The organism is Halogeometricum pallidum JCM 14848, assembly GCF_000337095.1.
In the GTDB taxonomy this organism is placed as follows: Archaea; Halobacteriota; Halobacteria; order Halobacteriales; family Haloferacaceae; genus Halogeometricum; species Halogeometricum pallidum.
Genome location: NZ_AOIV01000008.1, coordinates 57,964 through 74,299, shown reverse-complemented (window position 1 = coordinate 74,299; position 16,336 = coordinate 57,964). Strand labels below are relative to the sequence as shown.

At 68.0% G+C, this 16,336-nt stretch carries 18 protein-coding genes; 16 read left to right on the top strand and 2 right to left on the bottom strand.

The window, feature by feature from the left end; all coding sequences use genetic code 11:
- The first annotated feature begins 79 nt into the window (after positions 1-79).
- The 9 genes from C474_RS04670 to C474_RS04635 all read left to right on the top strand — a co-directional run bounded on the left by C474_RS04670 (position 80) and on the right by C474_RS04635 (position 7,531).
- On the top strand, positions 80-1,213 hold the full coding sequence (locus C474_RS04670) for a serine hydrolase domain-containing protein (protein ID WP_008384465.1): 1,134 nt from the start codon (positions 80-82) through the stop codon (positions 1,211-1,213).
- Between the two features lie 106 nt (positions 1,214-1,319).
- Positions 1,320-1,691, top strand: coding sequence for an Hsp20/alpha crystallin family protein (locus tag C474_RS04665; RefSeq protein WP_008384464.1), 372 nt, complete (start codon positions 1,320-1,322; stop codon positions 1,689-1,691).
- A gap of 12 nt (positions 1,692-1,703) precedes the next feature.
- Positions 1,704-3,383 carry an ABC1 kinase family protein gene (locus C474_RS04660; protein ID WP_008384463.1) on the top strand — a complete coding sequence of 560 codons (1,680 nt, stop codon included), beginning with the start codon at positions 1,704-1,706 and terminating at the stop codon, positions 3,381-3,383.
- A 67-nt stretch (positions 3,384-3,450) separates the two neighbouring features.
- A complete protein-coding gene (locus tag C474_RS04655; RefSeq protein WP_008384462.1) occupies positions 3,451-3,867 on the top strand; it encodes a DUF5518 domain-containing protein in 417 nt (138 codons plus the stop codon).
- 118 nt (positions 3,868-3,985) lie between these two features.
- Positions 3,986-4,360, top strand: coding sequence for a translation initiation factor IF-5A (locus tag C474_RS04650; protein WP_008384461.1), 375 nt, complete (start codon positions 3,986-3,988; stop codon positions 4,358-4,360).
- Between the two features lie 5 nt (positions 4,361-4,365).
- Entirely contained in the window at positions 4,366-5,193 is an 828-nt protein-coding gene (gene speB / locus C474_RS04645) for an agmatinase (protein WP_008384460.1), read from the top strand.
- Between the two features lie 124 nt (positions 5,194-5,317).
- Complete coding sequence (locus C474_RS22300) at positions 5,318-5,494, top strand: hypothetical protein (protein ID WP_160166818.1); 177 nt, start codon at positions 5,318-5,320, stop codon at positions 5,492-5,494.
- 48 nt (positions 5,495-5,542) lie between these two features.
- Positions 5,543-6,307: a Nif3-like dinuclear metal center hexameric protein gene (locus C474_RS04640; protein WP_008384459.1), complete on the top strand. Its 765-nt coding sequence runs from the start codon at positions 5,543-5,545 to the stop codon at positions 6,305-6,307.
- A 102-nt stretch (positions 6,308-6,409) separates the two neighbouring features.
- Positions 6,410-7,531, top strand: a complete 1,122-nt coding sequence (locus tag C474_RS04635; protein ID WP_008384458.1) for a deoxyhypusine synthase — start codon at positions 6,410-6,412, stop codon at positions 7,529-7,531.
- A 13-nt stretch (positions 7,532-7,544) separates the two neighbouring features.
- On the opposite strand, the gene C474_RS04630 is transcribed toward C474_RS04635, so the two are convergent.
- Positions 7,545-8,648, bottom strand: a complete 1,104-nt coding sequence (locus C474_RS04630; RefSeq protein WP_008384457.1) for a DUF2334 domain-containing protein — start codon at positions 8,646-8,648, stop codon at positions 7,545-7,547.
- A 349-nt stretch (positions 8,649-8,997) separates the two neighbouring features.
- On the opposite strand from C474_RS04630, the gene C474_RS04625 reads away from it, so the two are divergent.
- The 5 genes from C474_RS04625 (at position 8,998) to C474_RS04605 (ending at position 14,239) form a co-directional block, all read left to right on the top strand.
- Positions 8,998-9,969, top strand: coding sequence for an aldo/keto reductase (locus tag C474_RS04625; RefSeq protein ID WP_008384456.1), 972 nt, complete (start codon positions 8,998-9,000; stop codon positions 9,967-9,969).
- Between the two features lie 130 nt (positions 9,970-10,099).
- Complete coding sequence (locus tag C474_RS04620) at positions 10,100-10,708, top strand: translation initiation factor IF-2 subunit beta (protein WP_008384454.1); 609 nt, start codon at positions 10,100-10,102, stop codon at positions 10,706-10,708.
- 119 nt (positions 10,709-10,827) lie between these two features.
- Complete coding sequence (locus tag C474_RS04615; protein WP_008384452.1) at positions 10,828-11,511, top strand: helix-turn-helix domain-containing protein; 684 nt, start codon at positions 10,828-10,830, stop codon at positions 11,509-11,511.
- Between the two features lie 78 nt (positions 11,512-11,589).
- Complete coding sequence (locus C474_RS04610) at positions 11,590-12,990, top strand: APC family permease (RefSeq protein ID WP_008384450.1); 1,401 nt, start codon at positions 11,590-11,592, stop codon at positions 12,988-12,990.
- The gene (locus C474_RS04605; RefSeq protein WP_008384448.1) at positions 12,983-14,239 is read left to right on the top strand and encodes a M20 family metallopeptidase; all 1,257 of its coding nucleotides are present in this window, start codon (positions 12,983-12,985) and stop codon (positions 14,237-14,239) included. The genes C474_RS04610 and C474_RS04605 overlap by 8 nt, the downstream gene beginning before the upstream one ends.
- A gap of 36 nt (positions 14,240-14,275) precedes the next feature.
- Here C474_RS04605 and C474_RS04600 read toward each other — a convergent pair whose 3' ends face one another.
- Positions 14,276-14,920, bottom strand: a complete 645-nt coding sequence (locus C474_RS04600) for an SDR family oxidoreductase (protein WP_049916740.1) — start codon at positions 14,918-14,920, stop codon at positions 14,276-14,278.
- A 164-nt stretch (positions 14,921-15,084) separates the two neighbouring features.
- Here C474_RS04600 and C474_RS04595 point away from each other — a divergent pair, with 164 nt between their 5' ends.
- Together C474_RS04595 and C474_RS04590 are read left to right on the top strand one after the other, a co-directional pair.
- The gene (locus C474_RS04595) at positions 15,085-15,855 is read left to right on the top strand and encodes a fumarylacetoacetate hydrolase family protein (protein WP_008384445.1); all 771 of its coding nucleotides are present in this window, start codon (positions 15,085-15,087) and stop codon (positions 15,853-15,855) included.
- Positions 15,856-16,013: 158 nt separating this feature from the next.
- Positions 16,014-16,217 carry a hypothetical protein gene (locus tag C474_RS04590; protein WP_008384443.1) on the top strand — a complete coding sequence of 68 codons (204 nt, stop codon included), beginning with the start codon at positions 16,014-16,016 and terminating at the stop codon, positions 16,215-16,217.
- Positions 16,218-16,336: the final 119 nt, after the last annotated feature.

Sequence of the window (16,336 nt, the reverse complement as noted above, 5' to 3'; positions counted from 1 at the left end):
GGCGGGGCGGGAAGGGACGATGCCCCGACGCTTCGACCTGCCGGCCAACGCTTATCGTACCTCCACTTTCATTCGAGACATGGCGAGACTCACCGACGGCGACCGGGAGCGACTCCGAGCGGCGTTCGACCGCCAACTGGCGGTCGGGTTACACCACGGCGCGCAGTTGGCCGTCTACGTCGACGGGGAACTCGCGGCGAACTTCGCGGGCGGGACGAGCGGTCCGGACGGCGGGGAGACCACCTCGGAGACGCGGCACCTGCTCTTCTCGTGTACGAAGCCGTACGCGGGCGTCGGCCTGCACCAACTCGTCGAACGCGGGGAGGCGGACTACGACGACGCCGTCGTCGAACACTGGCCCGAGTTCGCCGACGCCGGGACGACGAAGTCAGAGATAACGCTCCGCCACGTGCTTAGCCACACCGCCGGCGTCCCGTACGGCGAGTTCGACGACGCGGCCGAGCAGTGGGGCGACTGGGACGCCGTCGTGCGGGCGATGGAGGAGATAGAGCCGGTGTTCGACCCCGGCGAGACGCCCGCGTACCACACCTTCAACTACGGGTGGCTGGTCGGCGAACTGGTCCGCCGTCTCAGCGGACAGCACGTGGACGAGTTCGTCGCTGAGAACGTATTCGAACCGCTGGGGATGGAGCGCACCTCCATCGGTCTGGGCCCCGAGGAGGACGACGACGTGGCCACCCTCTCGGGGTTCGAGGCGTTCGACCGGTGCCGCGACCCCGGCGAGGGACTCGGCGTCCCGGCCGCCGAGTCGGCCGAGGCGTTCAACGCCGAGGCCGTCCGCCGGGCGGTCATTCCGGCGGCGAACGGCGTCGGGACGGCGGCCGACATGGCCCGGTTCTACGCCTGCATCGCGAACGGAGGTCAACTCGACGGGACTCGCGTGCTCGACTCGGAGACGGTGGCGGAGGCCACGCGTACCCACGCCGAGACGGACTCCGACGGCACGCTCTCCCGACCGGCGCGGTACGGTCTCGGCTTCTGGACCGGCGGCCTCGCCAACGACATGTTCGGGTCGCTCAGCCGCGAGCGAATGTTCGGCCACGCCGGACTCGGGAGCGTCTTCGGCTGGGGCGACCCGGAACTGAACGTCGGGTTCGCCTACGTCACCAACGGCATCCGCGAGGAGTCCTGGGAGCACGCGGCCCGGGTCGCCGGCCTGTCCGACGCGGTCCGACTGGCGCTCGCGGAGTGACCGCCGCCGCGGTATCGCCGGCTGTCCCGTCGGTCGGCCGCAACACTTAGACGCGTCGAACTCCCCGACCGCGGGCTTTTTCGACCCGGACTCCTTACCGGGGAGTATGTCTGCACTGCGGGACGCGCTTCAGGAACTGCCGGACGCCGTGTTCGCCGACCTCTTGGAGTCCGACGACGCGTACCTCATCGTCCTGGACCTCCCCGGCGTGACGCCCGACACCGCGGAACTCCGCGTCGAGAAGGGACGTCTCGTCATCGAGGCGCGCCGCGACAAGGAACTGCCGCGGGAGTTCCGCTACGTGCGCGAGGACCGCTCTCTGTTCCTCGACGCCGAACTTCCCCTCCCCCCGGACGCAGCGGGCGCCGGCGCCGACGGCGAGATGGACCGCGGCGTCCTCACCATCCGCCTGCCGAAGCGCGAGTCCGCCCCGGAACGGACCATTCCCATCGCGGGTTCCGACGGCGCGGATGCGTGACGGCGCGGTGAGGTGGTGACGCTGGTCAATCTCCGCTCGTACTGGCGGTTCCTCGTCGTCGTCTACCAGTTCTTCCCCCTGATAGCCGCGTACGCGAGGGACCGTCGCCGGTTCGTCCTCTTCGGCGGGTCGCGGAGCGTCACCCCCGAGATGCAGGAGCGACGGGCGACGATTCTGCTCGACTCCCTCCTGACGCTCGGACCGACGTTCATCAAACTCGGACAACTGCTGTCGACGCGGCCGGACATTCTCCCGCCCGCGTACATCGAGGTGCTGTCGAGCCTCCAAGACGACGTGCCGCCCGCGCCGTGGGCGGAGTCGAGACAGGTGCTCGAAGCCGAACTCGGACCGGTCGAGGAGGCGTTCGAGTCGTTCGACGACGACCCGATAAGCGGCGCCAGCCTCGGCCAGGTGTACACCGCGCGGTACGACGGCGAGGACGTGGCGGTGAAGGTTCGCCGCCCCGGCATCGAGTCGCTGGTCGAGGCGGACCTGCAGGTCGTCAAGTGGTCGCTCCCGCTCCTGATGCGTTTCATCGGGGAGGGTCGGGCGTTCTCGCTCGAAAACCTGGCCGACGAGTTCGCCAAGACCATCAGACAGGAGATGGACTACGACCGGGAGCGTCGCATCCTCGGACAGATACAGTCGAACTTCGAGGGCGACGACGACATCCAGATTCCCGCACCCGTCGAGGAGCGCTCGGGGCCGCGCGTGCTGACGATGGAGTACCTCCCCGGGACGAAGATAAACGACGTGGAAGCGCTCGACGCGATGGGCATCGACCGCACGGAGTTGGCGGAACGCCTCCAGCGCATCTACCTGCAGATGATAATCGACGACGGCGTCTTCCACGCCGACCCCCACCCCGGCAACCTCGCCGTCGACGAGGACGGCTCCATCATCTTCTACGACTTCGGGATGTCCGGGCGGGTCGAACCGTTCATCCAGGACAAGATAATCGACTTCTACATCTCCGTCGCCAACCAGGACATCAACGGCATCCTCGACGCCCTCATCGAGATGGGGACGCTGTCCCCCGAGGCCGACCGGCAGGTGATGGGCGACGTGATGGAACTCGCCATCGCCGACGCCCGCGGCGAGGACATCGAGCAGTACCGCGTCCAGCAGATAATCGAGCAGGTGGAGTCGACCATCTACGAGTTCCCCCTCCGCCTCCCCCGGAACCTCGCGTTGGTGCTCCGCGTGGCGACGGTGGTCGAGGGCGTCTGCGTCACCCTCGACTCCGAGTTCGACTTCATCTCCGTGGCCACCGACTACCTCCGCGAGGAGGGCTACTACGAGGAGACGGCGAAGGAACTCGTCCGCGACGCGGGCCAGCAGGTCCAGCGGACGACGGAGGCGCTGTTCACCGTCCCGCCGAAACTCGACCGGGTGCTGGACAGGGTCGAACGCGAGAACCTCACCGTGAACGTCCGGTTGCAGGACAAAGAGGGCGTGCTGGACAAACTCGCCCGCCGCATCGTCTACGGCGTCTTGCTCGCCGTCGGCGTCCTCTCGACGGCCATCCTCTACGCCTTCGACCAGACGAGCATTCTCCCCGCCGTCGTCGCCGCGGTGCTGACGCTACCGGTACTCATTCAACTCTACCGCTCGTTCCGCTCGAAGCAAGGGATTCGGACGACGCCGCAGTTCACGCGGCAGAGCATGCGGAAGCGACGCGGCGAGGAGTAGCTCCCCTTATCAAACCTGAGTTTCGGAGGCGGACGTTTATCTGGAGGGACGACCGAGAATATCGGCAATGACTCGGTGGCGGGCCGTCGTCGCTGGATTCGCTCTCGCCGCGTGCAGCGAGGCGCTCGTCTTCTTTCTCACGGGGCGGGTGACGCTCGTCGGCGGCCTCGTCGGGAGCGCCGTCGCGGGCTACCTCGTCGGACCGGACCCGGCCGACGGCGCGTGGCACGGCCTGCTGTCGGCGCTGTCGTGGGGTATCGTCCTCATCCCCGGACTGGTCGCACTCGCCGTCGTCGGCGACGGCCCGCTTCCGTTCCCGTTCGAGTACCTCCTGCCGTTCTTCGACACGCCCGGCGAGGCGACGACGGGTATCCTCGTCTCCGTCACGCTCCCGAACGCGGCGACGGGCGCGCTCGGAAGCCTCTCCCGCAGACGCGACGAGGAACGGGATGCGTGGCTCGGGACCGACACCGACGAGGTCTGAGCGCGCCGACGGCCGATGCGGAAACGGCCGCCGTCGCGTTCGTGAGTCCGTCACGCGGGAGAACGCCGCGTCGGCCGTTTCCAAACCGTTTATACCGGCTAGACGATAACGCGGAGGTATGCCCAGAGAGCAAAAGCAGGTCCGCGAACTTCAGGAAGGCAGCTACGTGATGATGGAGGAGGCGCCGTGCAAGATAAACGCCTACAGCACCGCCAAACCCGGCAAACACGGCAGCGCGAAGGCCCGCATCGAGGGCAAGGGCGTCTTCGACAGCAAGAAGCGCTCGCTCAGCCAACCCGTCGACGCGAAGGTGTGGGTGCCCATCATCGAGCGAAAGCAGGGACAGGTCGTCTCCGTGACGGGCGAGGACGCCCAGATCATGGACCTCGACACCTACGAGACGTTCACGATGCGCATCCCCGACGACGAGGACCTCACCCCCGACGACGACATCGAGTACCTCGAATACGAGGGCCAGCGTAAGATCGTCTGATCGGGATGTTTCCCGGGGCAACCGCATCACGTGACGACGCCGCGTACGTCGTCGTGGGCGCCCCGCTGGATATCTCGACCACGTTCCGACCCGGGACCCGCTTCGGTCCCGAGAGAATCCGGCGGTTCGCCCGGACATTCGACGACTACGACCGGCGGACCGACCTGCGCTTCTCCGACTGTCTCGTCCACGACGAGGGCGACGTCCGCCCGTGGGACGACGCCGCCGAGTACGTCGAGTGGGTGGCCGGGACGCTCCGCGACGCCGTCCGCGACGACGCCGTCCCCCTCCTCTTGGGCGGCGAGCACACCGTCACCCGCGCCGGCGTCGACGCCGTCGCTCCCGACGTGTTCGTCTGTCTGGACGCCCACCTCGATTTGCGGGACGAGTACGACGGCAACGAGTGGAGCCACGCCACCGTCACCCGCCGCGTCCTCGACGAACTCGGCGCCGAGGAAGCTATCGTCCTCGGCGCGCGGACGGGGTCGCCCGAGGAGTGGGACCGCGCCGACGCCGACGACGTGACCGTCGTCGCTCCCGAGGACGCCGCGGATTTCGCGTTCGGCGACCGCCTCGAAGGGAAATCGGCGTACCTCAGCGTCGACATCGACGGCGCCGACCCCGGATTCGCGCCCGGCACGGGGACGCCCGAACCGTTCGGGTTGGAACCGAGGGAGATGCGCGACGTCGTCCGCACCGTCGCGCCGCACGCCGACGGCTTCGACGTCGTCGAGGTGAACGACCGGGACGACGGACAGGCCGCGTCGCTGGCCGGGAAACTGCTCAGGGAGTTCGTCTTCTCGCACGCCGACGCCGCGACCGAGTCCGACTAAAAGAACGAACGGTCGGTGTTACCGCTTTTTGCTTCCGAACAGCCGTCGTGCCTTGCTCTTGATACTCCGCTTCGTGCCGCGCGGGAGGTGTCGCCACGCGCGCAGTGCTTTCGTGAACTTACCCATGATAATCACTCGCGGCGAAGCCGCGACGTTGGTCTCTCCGTCGGGGACGTCCGTTCACGCCTCCGACGACGTGCCCGTCGGTGACGGGTACTCACTCGGTAGCGGCCCGGGACACAAAGGTATCGTGGCCGTCGGCCGATTCGAAGGCGACCGGCCGATTCGACCCGAGCGGTGACCAAGGGCATAAAGCGGCGGGCGTCCGTCCGTCCGTCGAGCCATGAGCATGGACCGCGCGGACGTGGTCGCACGGTACGACGAGGAACTGGACACCGAGGCGTACGCCGACGTGGACGCGAGCGCCAACGGTCTGCAGGTAGGGTCCGAGGAGGGCGAGGTAGAACACGTCGCGTTCGCCGTCGACGCCGCCGAGGCGACTATCGAGGCGGCCGCCGACGCGGGCGCGGACCTCCTCGTCACCCACCACGGCCTCGTGTGGGGCGGGCTGGACCGCGTGACGGGGAGAGCGTACGACCGAATCGCCCCGTTAGTGGAGAACGACATCGGCCTGTACGTCTCGCATCTCCCCCTCGACGGCCACCAATCGCGGGGGAACGCGGCGGGCGTCGCCGACCGCCTCGAACTCGAGTCCCGCGAACCGTTCGGCGAACTCGGTCCCGTCCACATCGGTCAGCGCGGCCGTGCCTCCCGCACGTACACCGTCGGGGAACTCCGCGAGGCGCTGGACGAACTCGATAACGGCGGGGAGTCGACGCGGGTGCTCGACTTCGGACCCGACGAGATTTCGGAGGTAGCCGTCGTCACCGGCTCGGGTGTCGACTGGCTCTCGGAGGCCGAGGCCGTCGGCGCGGACGCCCTCGTCACGGGGGAAGGAAAGCAGCAGGCGTACCACGAGGCGCGCGAGGCGGGGCTGAACGTCTTCCTCGCGGGGCACTACGCGACGGAGACGTTCGGCGTGCGGAGCCTCGCCGCCCTCGCACAGGAGTGGGGACTGGACGTGACGTATCTGGACTTCCCAACGGGGTTGTGAGGACGGCGGGACGACCGGGCGGCCCCGTCCGGTCCGCCCACCGACCGCCGACCGCCGACGCGGACCGCGACCACTAAACGGGGCGGACGCGCACCGGATGGTATGAGCGACGACGGCCACGAGCACGAGGGGGACGGTCACGACGACGCGGACCGCGGCGACGACGGCGACGGCGAATCGGAGTACCGCCCGCCGCACCGCGAGGAGTTCCGCGAGAACCCCATCGGGCACGCGCAGGTCCGCGGCGGGATGACCGTCGGCGAACTCACCGGCGAGTACGGCAAGGCGGGCATCGGCGCGGCGAAGCTTCAGCGCGCGGTCGAGGTGTACGCCGAGATGATAGGCAGAGAGGACGTGACGAACCTGTTCGGACTCGCGGGCGCGATGGTGCCCGCCGGGATGCGCCAGATAGTCGTCGACCTCATCGAGGAGGGTCACATCGACGCCCTCGTCACGACGGGCGCGAACCTGACGCACGACTCCATCGAGGCCATCGGCGGCAAACACCACCACGGTCGGGCGGAACCCCACGACCCCCACCCCTCGGACGACGAGGCGGCGCCGACGGGGGAGACGATGCGCGACCACGACGAGCACCTGCGCGACGAGCAGGTCGACCGCATCTACAACGTCTATCTGCCCCAAGAGCACTTCGCGCTGTTCGAGGGGCACCTCCGCGAGCACGTCTTCCCGGAGGTCGAGCGCACGGTGTCGATTCAGGAGTTCACCGCCGAGTTGGGGCGGGCGAACCTCGAACGAAATAGAGAAGACGGAATCGAGGAGGACCCCGGCGTCGCCGCCGCGGCGTACGACAACGACGTGCCGATATACTGCCCCGCGATTCAGGACTCCGTGCTCGGGATTCAGGCGTGGATCTACTCGCAGACCTCCGAGTTCTCCCTGGACGCGCTGAAGGACATGACGCACCTCTCGGATCTCGCGTTCGAGGCCGAGAAGGCGGGCGCGATGGTCGTCGGCGGCGGTGTGCCCAAAAACTACGTCCTCCAGACGATGCTCACCATCCCCGACGCGTACGACTACGCCGTCCAGTTGACGATGGACCCCGACCACACGGGGGGCCTCTCGGGGGCGACGCTGGACGAGGCCCGGTCGTGGGGGAAGCTAGAGAAGTCCGCGAAGAACGCCACCGTCGTCGGCGACGCCACCATCACGCTGCCGTTCGTCGCCGCCGCGGCGCGCGAACGCGCCGACGAGCGGTTCTAACTCCTCGGTCCTCCTACTCGGAGACGCGCCACCCGTCGTCGGTCCGGACCATCGTCCCGTTCGCCACCCGCGAGCCGAGCTCGCCGACGGTCACGAACCGCACGTCCTCGCGGGACTTCGCGTGTTCGACGAGGGCTCGGAGGTCCGCGCGATTCTCGGGCGCGTCGAAGTCGGGGTAGTGAATCATCATCACGAACGTGCCGCCCTCGGCGTACGCCTCGTCGAAGTCCGCCCGCAGGTCCGCGCGCGACTTCGTCTCCAGGGTCGCCCAGTTCTCGACGTAGCCGCCGGCGCTGGCGACGTGGACGACGCTTCCGCTCTCGAAGACGGGGGCCTCGCCGTAGTACTGCCGCGTGAACCACGACCCCCCGGAGACCGTGACGTAATCCGCCGCGGCGGCCGCGCGTGTCGTGTTCTCGTCATAGGTGTTCATGGGCGGGACGAACGTCGTCGGACGCTCGCCGGTGCACGCGAGGAGTTCGTCGGTCCCCTCCCGCATCCACGCGCGTTGCGTCTCGTACGGTTGCGCGCCGAACTCGCTTGAGCCGTAGAAATCGGTCCGGTTCTCGTGGGTGTAGCCGTGCAGGGCGAACTCGAAGGTGTCCGGGTGCTCGCGGCCGAGTTCGCGGAGGTACGCGCAGGTGTCGTCGGCGTCGGTGATGTTCCGTCCGCCGACGAACGGGATGACCGCGTTCGTCACGGGGACGCCCTCCTCGACGAAGACGGCGTCGACGGCCCGCATCGTCGACGCCTCGTAGTACGGTTGGATGTCGTCGTTCCTGAAGGCGACGACCAGTCGGTACTCGCGCCACGTGCCGTTCGCGGGTTGCGCGTCCGCCGTCTCGTTCGCCGTCGGTACCGGCGTCGGCGGCGACTCTGCGGGCGCCTCGGTCGGCGCGGCGGTCCCGACGGACGCCGGAGTCGGCGGGGAGGCCGTCGCGGTCGAATCGGTCGTGAGGTTCGCCGTCGGGGCCGCGGACGGCGCGGTGGCCCCCGGAACGAGCGAGAACCCGCCGGGGACGAGGACGCCGGCGCCGACGACGGCGACGCCCACGCCGATGGCGACCGCCAGCGAGACGGGGGCCGCGTGACGGAGGGGGCGGTCGGAGGTGGGCATACCGAGCGGTCTCCGCTCCGAAGAATGAGTATACGGCTTCTACCGGGACAGTCGTCTTCCGCTATCATCCGACGCCGTCGCGAAACGAGCCATTACGTCTCCTCGCGTCCGACAGATGTACGCAGGCTCCGGCACCGGCTGCACGACGATGGGTCTCCGCGACCGAACCGCCTCGATATCGTTCCTCCTGCTCGTGGTCTCGGGGACCGTTTCGCCCGTCCTCGCCGGATACGCGGCGTTCGTCCTTTGGAGCGAAACCGCTACTGAGGGGACGCGGTCGACCGGAGCGAAACCGGAGATTTTGGACCATCGAGCGTACACTTTTCTTCCGGTTGTGCGAAGGCGACGCATGGAGTATACAACGTTCGGGTCGACGGGCGTCACCGTCTCGGAACTCTGTCTCGGCTGTATGAGCTTCGGGACGGACTGGGACGGTTGGACCCTCGACAGGGAGGAGAGCCGCGAACTCATCGAGCGGGCGATAGAACTCGGAATCAACTTCTTCGACACCGCGAACGTCTACTCGTACGGGGAGTCGGAGGAGATTCTGGGCGAGGTGCTCTCGGAGTACGACCGCGACGAGTTCGTCGTCGCCACCAAGGTGTACGGGCAGATGGACGAGGACGACCCGAACTCCGGCGGCCTCTCGCGGAAGACCGTCGAACAGGAGTTGGACGCCTCGCTGGACCGACTCGGGATGGACACCGTCGACCTCTATCAGATCCACCGCTGGGACGACGAGACGCCCATCGAGCAAACGATGCGCGCGTTGGACGACGCGGTACGCCGCGGGAAGATGCGCTCGCTGGGGGCGTCGTCGATGTGGGCTCACCAGTTCGCCGAGGCGCTTCACGCCTCCGAGTCGCTGGGACTGGACCGCTTCGTCTCGATGCAGAACCTCTACAACCTCGCCTACCGCGAGGAGGAGCGCGAGATGCTGCCGCTCTGCGAGAAGGAGGATATCGCCGTCATGCCGTGGTCGCCGCTCGGCGCGGGCTTTCTCACTCGGCCGCACGAGGAGTTCGACGCGACGACGCGCGGCGAACACGAGTCGGAGCACGACCGCGGGTACACGCGCGGCGGCGGCCCGGAGATAAACGAACGCGTGCAGGAACTCGCCGACGAGAAGGGCGTGAAGATGGCGCAGATAGCGATGGCCTGGCAGTTCGAGAAATCGTGGGTGACGACGCCCATCCTCGGCACCTCCAGCGTCGAACACCTCGAAGACGCGGTGGAAGCGCTGGATATCGACCTCTCGGAGTCGGACGTGGCGTACCTCGAAGGGCCGTACGAGCCGGTGCCCGTGAGCGGCCACGAGTAGCCGCAATCGCGGCCGATATCCTCGAGAAGCGTACTTTGAAGGGTGCGGGAGCGTGAGACGGGCGGACCTCAGTGGCCACGTCCACCACGGGACACGGAACGGCTTTAGGTCCGCATCCACTCCGGCCCGTATGGACTATGCAGATTCTCTCGACAGGGCGTTCGACACGCTTCCGGAGCGGAACTACGAGGAGTCGCGCCTCAACGTCCCCGACCCGGAGGGGGAGACGGACGGCGCGTTCACTCGACTGACCAACCTCGGGAACATCGCCGACGCCCTCGGCCGGGAACCCCAGCACCTCCACCGGAACATCCAGCGGGAACTGGGGACGAACGGCCAGTTCGACGGCGACCGCGCGCGCTACAACGGGTCGTTCACCGTCGCCGACTTCGAGGCGGCCATCGACGAGTACGTCGCCGAGTACGTCACCTGTACGGAGTGTGGCCTGCCCGACACGCGCCTCGTCACCGAGGACGGCGTCGACATGCTCCGCTGTGAGGCCTGCGGTGCGTTCCGCCCCGTCCAGAAGCGCGCGGCCAAGACGCAGACGAACACCGGCCCCGCCATCGAGGAGGGCGGGACGTACGAACTCGAAATCACCGGCACGGGTCGCAAGGGCGACGGCGTCGCCGAGAAGGGCAAATACACCATCTTCGTCACCGGCGCGCGCGAGGGCGACACCGTCCGAGCGCTCATCGAGCGTACCAGCGGCACGCTGGCGTTCGCGCGTAAGGTCTAAGCGGCGAAAGCGGTCACGACTCGGGCACCGGCCGAGAGCGACGAACCCGTCGAGAACGACTCTCCGAACGAATCTGCGGACGCAACAGCTTTTTGCGCGCACGTCGCCCTCCTCTCGATATGTCGAACCAGGAGGCGGGGGTGAGAGTGAGTCTGGACATCTGGCACCCCGACTGCTGGACGCTGGAGGTGACGGAGTCGGCGGACGGCGGCCTCCTCGGCCACGGCGTCCACGAGATAGACGGACTGGCGAACGGCCGGTTCACCGTCTACGCCGATTCGACCGAGGAACTCGACCAACTGGTCGCCGCCGTCCGGGACTCCCCGCTGACCGAGTCGGTGTGGGAGACGGGCGACTTCGAGGACGAGACGGTGCCCGGAAGCGCGACGCGTGGCATCGTCGTCCGCTACGACCTGAACAACTCCATCAACGACGCCCTCGTCTCGCGGGGGTTCATCCCCGACGAACCGGTTCGGATGCAGGGCGGCCGCGAGCAGTGGACCGTGCTCGTCCACGAGTCGCGCCACACGGTCCACGAGCGGTTGGAGGCGATTCGAGCCGAGAAGGAGGCCGACGTCCGCGTCGAACTCATCACCGCGCCGAAGGGCGGCACCGGTATGTTCCGCACGGACGCCCTCTCGGAACGACAGCGCGAGGTGTACGAGTTGGCTCGACGCCGCGGCTACTACGCGTGGCCACGGGAGACCAGTGCGGCCGAACTCGCCGCCGAGGTGGACGTCTCGAAGGCGACGCTGCTCGAACACCTGCGGAAGGCCGAGTCGAAACTGCTCGGCGGCGACTAGCTCTCTGACCGTCCGGTTCGACGGACCCTCTCATGAGAGGGAGGGGGCCTTTATCGGGTGGGCGACCCATGCGAACACATGTCATCGGTAGACGTAAACGACGGGCGGAGTCTCTCCCGCGACATCGGGCTCTTGGGTGCCGTGAGCACGGTGGTCGCGGGGACGCTCGGCGCGGGACTGTTCGTCACGCTGGGAACGGCGAGTTCCACGACGGGGCCGAGCGTCATCCTCGTCGTCGTCGCCTCGGGGGTGCTCGCGATGTGCATCGCCCTGAACTACGGCTGGATGGCGACGATATTTCCGGGGGCCGCCGGGTCATACGCCTACGTCTCGCGGACGTTCGACAGCCGCCTCCCCGGCTTCCTCGTCACGTGGTCGAAATGGCTGGGCTACATGGCCGCCGACGCCGTGTTGGCGCTCGGGTTCGGCAGCTACCTACAGGTGTTCTACCCCTCCGTCGACGCCGCCCTCGCGGGATTCGGGCTGTTGACGGTGCTATTCCTCGTGAACCTCGTCGGCTCGAAGGGGTACAGCGTCTCGCAGAACATCATCTTCGGCTTCCTCATCGTCTCCATTCTCGTCCTCGTCGTCCCCGGGTTAGCGAACGTCGACGTCGCGAACTACCAGCCGTTCTTCACCGGCGGCTTCGACGGCTTCGTCGCCGCCGCGGTGCCCCTGTTCTACGCTTACATCGGCATCGCCGTCGCCGGGCAGATGGGCGCGGAGGTGAAGAATCCCTCGCGCAACCTCCCCCTCGCCATGGCCGGCGGCACGGCCATCCTCATCTTCCTCTACGTGCTGACCTCCGTGGTCATCTACGGCGTCGTCTCCGATTACACCGTCCTCGCGAACTCGGCCCGTCCGCTCGCCACCGCGGCGGAGGCGTTCCTCGGTGACACCGGCACGACCATCGTCGCCATCGGCGGCCTCCTCGCCACCGCCTCCTCCGTCCACGCGGTCATGGCGGCGGGCATCAAGATGCCCTACTCGTGGGCGTGGGACGAGGTGTTCCCGAAGAAGTTCTCCGAGGTGTCGGACCGCTTCGGCACGCCGCACTGGTCGCTTCTGACCCTCTATCTCGTCGCCTCCGGGCTCACGTTCTGGAGCACCGGGTTGAGCCAGGCAATCGGAATCGCCACGTTCAGCTACCTCATCGCCTACGCCTCCGTCTCGGTGACGGTGCTGTACGTCCTCCTCACGGGGTCGTCGCTCGCGGACGAAGCGGGGTTCTCGCGGCCCCTCCTCCTCGGCGTCACCGGTCTCGTCGGCGCCCTCGGCGCGGGCGGCCTCATCACGCAGGCGTACCAGGGGTCGCTGTCCGTCTACGTCCCGTGGATTCTGGTCGGCATCGTCGTCTTCGCCGTCTACTGGTACCGCGGCCAACAGCGAGACGTGGACGTGGAGGCCATCCTCGCGACGCTTCCGGGCGTGCCGTCCGACGAGTACGACCCGGCCATCCGGAGGACCGGCGATGACTGACGACGACGCCGACACCGGCGGCGACGGCACCGGGGACGGCGCCGGCGACCCGGCGCCGACGGTGGACCCCGAGGAGACCATCGACCTGTTGCGGGAACTCGTCCGCATCCCGAGCCCCTACTTCGAGGAGGCCGAGATAAGCGAGTTCGTCCACGAGTGGTTGGACGCGCGGGGCCACGACCCCGAGTATCACCACGTCTCCGAACCGGACATCACCGAGTACGAGGGCGACAACGTCCTCGCGCGTCTGAGCGGGTCGGACCCGGAAGCGCCGACCCTGCTGTTGAACGCCCACATGGACACGGTAAAACTCGTCGAGGCGTGGGAGGAAGATCCCTGCTCGGGCCGCGTCGAGGACGGCAAACTGTACGGGCAGGGCGCCTGCGACATGAAGGGCGGCCTCGCGGCGGTGATGACGGCGTTCGACGCCCTGTCCGAGGTCGAACTCGCGGGCGACGTGCTCCTCACGGCCGTCGTCGACGAGGAGGGGCCGTACGGCCTCGGCACGGACAGGCTGATACGCGACGGCTACACCGACGACTGCGACGCCGCCGTCGTCACCGAACCCGGCCCCATCCTCGCGCAGTCGGAGATGGAGAACCCCGCACTCCTCCTCGGCGCGCGCGGCCGGGTGTTCTACGACATCGAGGTCCGCGGGAAGGCGGCCCACGGCTCCCAACCCGAGAAGGGCGTCAACGCCGTCGTCGACGCCGGGCGACTCGCCGCCGCCCTGAACGACATGGAGACTGGCGACCACCCGAAACTCGGGTCGGGGTCGGTCTGCCCGCTGAAAATCGAGGGCGGCAGTCAGACGCTGTCGGTGCCCGAGCGCACCCGCCTGATGGTCGACAGGCACGTCGTCGTCGGGGAGACGAAGGAGACGGCCCGCGCGGACGCCGAACGCGTCGTCGACGAACTGGGATTGGAAAGCGAGGTGGACATCGGATTCAGAGAGGCGCCCGACCCGGGCATCGTCTACGGGCCGTACGTCACCGACGAGGACCACCCGCTGGTGACCTCGCTGTCGGAGGCGACGCGGTCCGTCTGCGGCGTCGACCCCGCGTACGGCTACTTCTCCAGCGTCGGCGACTTCAACTATCTCGGGGACCGCGCGGACCTGCCCACGGTCATCCTCGGTCCCGACGGCGAGAACATCCACGGCGCGGGCGAGTTCGTCTACACCGACGAGGTGGTGGAAGTGGCCGACATCGTGAGCGAGGCCGCGGTTCGGTTCTGCGGCCGAAACTGAGGCGACGCGGCGCCGTCGAGTGCCGCTATCCCTCGTTCATCCCTCGTTCAGCGGGTTCGAGAGCGCCTCTTCGATGTCGACATCGCCCGAGAGCATCTCGAAGGTGACCTCGTAGGTGGCCTCTTCTTCGAGGGCGGCGAGGAGCGTCTGCGCCACGTCGACGCGGGGCACGTCGCCGTCTTTCCGGTCGATGTCCGCACCCGTCCGAATCCGGCCGGTTCCCTCCTCGTTCGTCAGGGCACCCGGCCGGACGACGGTGTACGTCAGGTCGCTCTCCCGGAGGCGTTCGTCCGCCTCGGCCTTCGCCCGCAGGTACTCTCTGAGCGCCTCCGGGGACTCCTCGGGCGCGTCGGCGTTCATCGAGCTGAGCATGACGAATCGGTCGACGCCGGCGGACTCGCAGGCCTCCATCAGGCGTATCGCGCCGTCGCGGTCGACGCCCCACACGTCGTCGCCGCCGGACCCCGCGGCGAACACGACGGCGTCGACGCCCTCGACGGCGCGCGAGACGTCCTCGTCCTCGGTGAGGTCCGCGACGACCGCCTCGATTCCGAGTTCCTCGATATCGGATACCTGGTCCTCCGCACGGACCATCCCGACGCCGTCGTGGTCGCTCTCGCCGAGTAGTTCCGCAGCGTGCTGTCCGACCTGCCCGTGAGCACCGGCTAGGAGTACGCGCAACGTGTTCGATGAGAGGGCCCGGACGCCGAAGAGGCTGACGGGGGTCCCGAGGGTCAACTGCACTCGCGACGAACGGACCGACGGGGGGTCGCCCGTCGAACCGAAAAATCGTTCGCCCCGATACCGACCGAAGCTATACGTTCCCGGTCGTCCGCTGAACGCGTATGCGAGTAGCGCGCATTCGGACGGCCGACGGGAGCATCAAGACGGGCGAGTACGAGGACGGCGTCGTCACGTCCGACGGCGACGCCTACGCCGTCGGCTACGAGAGCGACCGAGAGGAGAACGTCGACGGAGGGGGAAGCGACGACCCCGAGGCGACGCTGTTGACCCCCTGCGAACCGTCGGCGTTCTACTGCGTCGGACGGAACTACGCGGCGACGGTCGACCAGATGGACTACGAGGTGCCCGAGGAACCCGACTGGTTCATCAAGCCGCCGACGTCGTTTCTCGACCCCGCCGCCGACATCGTCTACCCCTCGTGGTGCGACCGACTGACGTACGCCGGCGAGTTGGCGGTCGTCGTCGACGAGACGTGCCACGACCTCTCGGTCGGGGAGGTGGACGAGGCGGTCCGGGGCTACACCGTCCTGAACGACCTCGACGCCATCGACCAACCGAAGCGGACGGCGCGGAAGGCGTTCGACGGGTCCGCACCGCTCGGCCCGTGGATAGAGACGGACGTGGAACCGACGGACCTCGACATGACGACGCGCGTCGGCGGCGAACTGCGGCAGGAGGCGAACACGAGCGAGATGCTGTTCGACCCGCGCGAAATCGTCGCGTTTCTCTCGGAGCGGTACACGTTCCGCCCCGGCGACGTGATATCCTTCGGGAGTCCGGCGAACCCCGGCGACGTGGAACCCGGCGACGACGTGGAGATGTGGTACGAGGGAATCGGGACGCTTCGGAACGCGGTGGTCGCGCCGGAGTGAGAGCGGACCGTCGCAGAGCCGTGCGAGAATACATCACGAACTTTTATTAGCTATACTGCAGAGGTGAGAGATAGCTCATGTCGGTCGTACCCGTACGCGCGTAACTCTCTTCGGCGGCGGACAGTCAGACGACCGACCCGCGACACCACTCGAAACTCGTGAGCACGAACACTCGACCGACGACCGAATCGCAGACGACCACCTCCCAATCGACGCCCGCCGACGCCCCGTCCGCCGACGCGGCGCCGGAGACGACCGACGACGCCGAGTCGTGGGTCGCCCGGTGTCAACGGCAGTTCGATTCGACCCGAACGGACCGCCTCCGCAACCTCGCGGATGCGGAGAACGAGGCGATGCCGTAGTCGCGGGCGCGGTCTCTCGGAACGCTCTTGCCGGTGGCTCCGATATCGCCGCACGGCCGATGACGACGGCACCGTTCCGAGTCGGGGTGGCACCCGACGGTGACGAACCCTATGAGTGC

What these genes read in the sequence shown, in the direction of transcription:
- C474_RS04670 (WP_008384465.1), top strand. Translation starts at nt 80, where the DNA reads ATGGCGAGACTCACCGACGGCGACCGGGAGCGACTCCGAGCGGCGTTC.
- C474_RS04665 (WP_008384464.1), top strand. Translation starts at nt 1,320, where the DNA reads ATGTCTGCACTGCGGGACGCGCTTCAGGAACTGCCGGACGCCGTGTTC.
- C474_RS04655 (WP_008384462.1), top strand. Translation starts at nt 3,451, where the DNA reads ATGACTCGGTGGCGGGCCGTCGTCGCTGGATTCGCTCTCGCCGCGTGC.
- C474_RS04650 (WP_008384461.1), top strand. Translation starts at nt 3,986, where the DNA reads ATGCCCAGAGAGCAAAAGCAGGTCCGCGAACTTCAGGAAGGCAGCTAC.
- speB (WP_008384460.1), top strand. Translation starts at nt 4,366, where the DNA reads ATGTTTCCCGGGGCAACCGCATCACGTGACGACGCCGCGTACGTCGTC.
- C474_RS22300 (WP_160166818.1), top strand. Translation starts at nt 5,318, where the DNA reads ATGATAATCACTCGCGGCGAAGCCGCGACGTTGGTCTCTCCGTCGGGG.
- C474_RS04640 (WP_008384459.1), top strand. Translation starts at nt 5,543, where the DNA reads ATGGACCGCGCGGACGTGGTCGCACGGTACGACGAGGAACTGGACACC.
- C474_RS04635 (WP_008384458.1), top strand. Translation starts at nt 6,410, where the DNA reads ATGAGCGACGACGGCCACGAGCACGAGGGGGACGGTCACGACGACGCG.
- C474_RS04630 (WP_008384457.1), bottom strand. Translation starts at nt 8,648, where the DNA reads ATGCCCACCTCCGACCGCCCCCTCCGTCACGCGGCCCCCGTCTCGCTG.
- C474_RS04625 (WP_008384456.1), top strand. Translation starts at nt 8,998, where the DNA reads ATGGAGTATACAACGTTCGGGTCGACGGGCGTCACCGTCTCGGAACTC.
- C474_RS04620 (WP_008384454.1), top strand. Translation starts at nt 10,100, where the DNA reads ATGGACTATGCAGATTCTCTCGACAGGGCGTTCGACACGCTTCCGGAG.
- C474_RS04615 (WP_008384452.1), top strand. Translation starts at nt 10,828, where the DNA reads ATGTCGAACCAGGAGGCGGGGGTGAGAGTGAGTCTGGACATCTGGCAC.
- C474_RS04610 (WP_008384450.1), top strand. Translation starts at nt 11,590, where the DNA reads ATGTCATCGGTAGACGTAAACGACGGGCGGAGTCTCTCCCGCGACATC.
- C474_RS04605 (WP_008384448.1), top strand. Translation starts at nt 12,983, where the DNA reads ATGACTGACGACGACGCCGACACCGGCGGCGACGGCACCGGGGACGGC.
- C474_RS04595 (WP_008384445.1), top strand. Translation starts at nt 15,085, where the DNA reads ATGCGAGTAGCGCGCATTCGGACGGCCGACGGGAGCATCAAGACGGGC.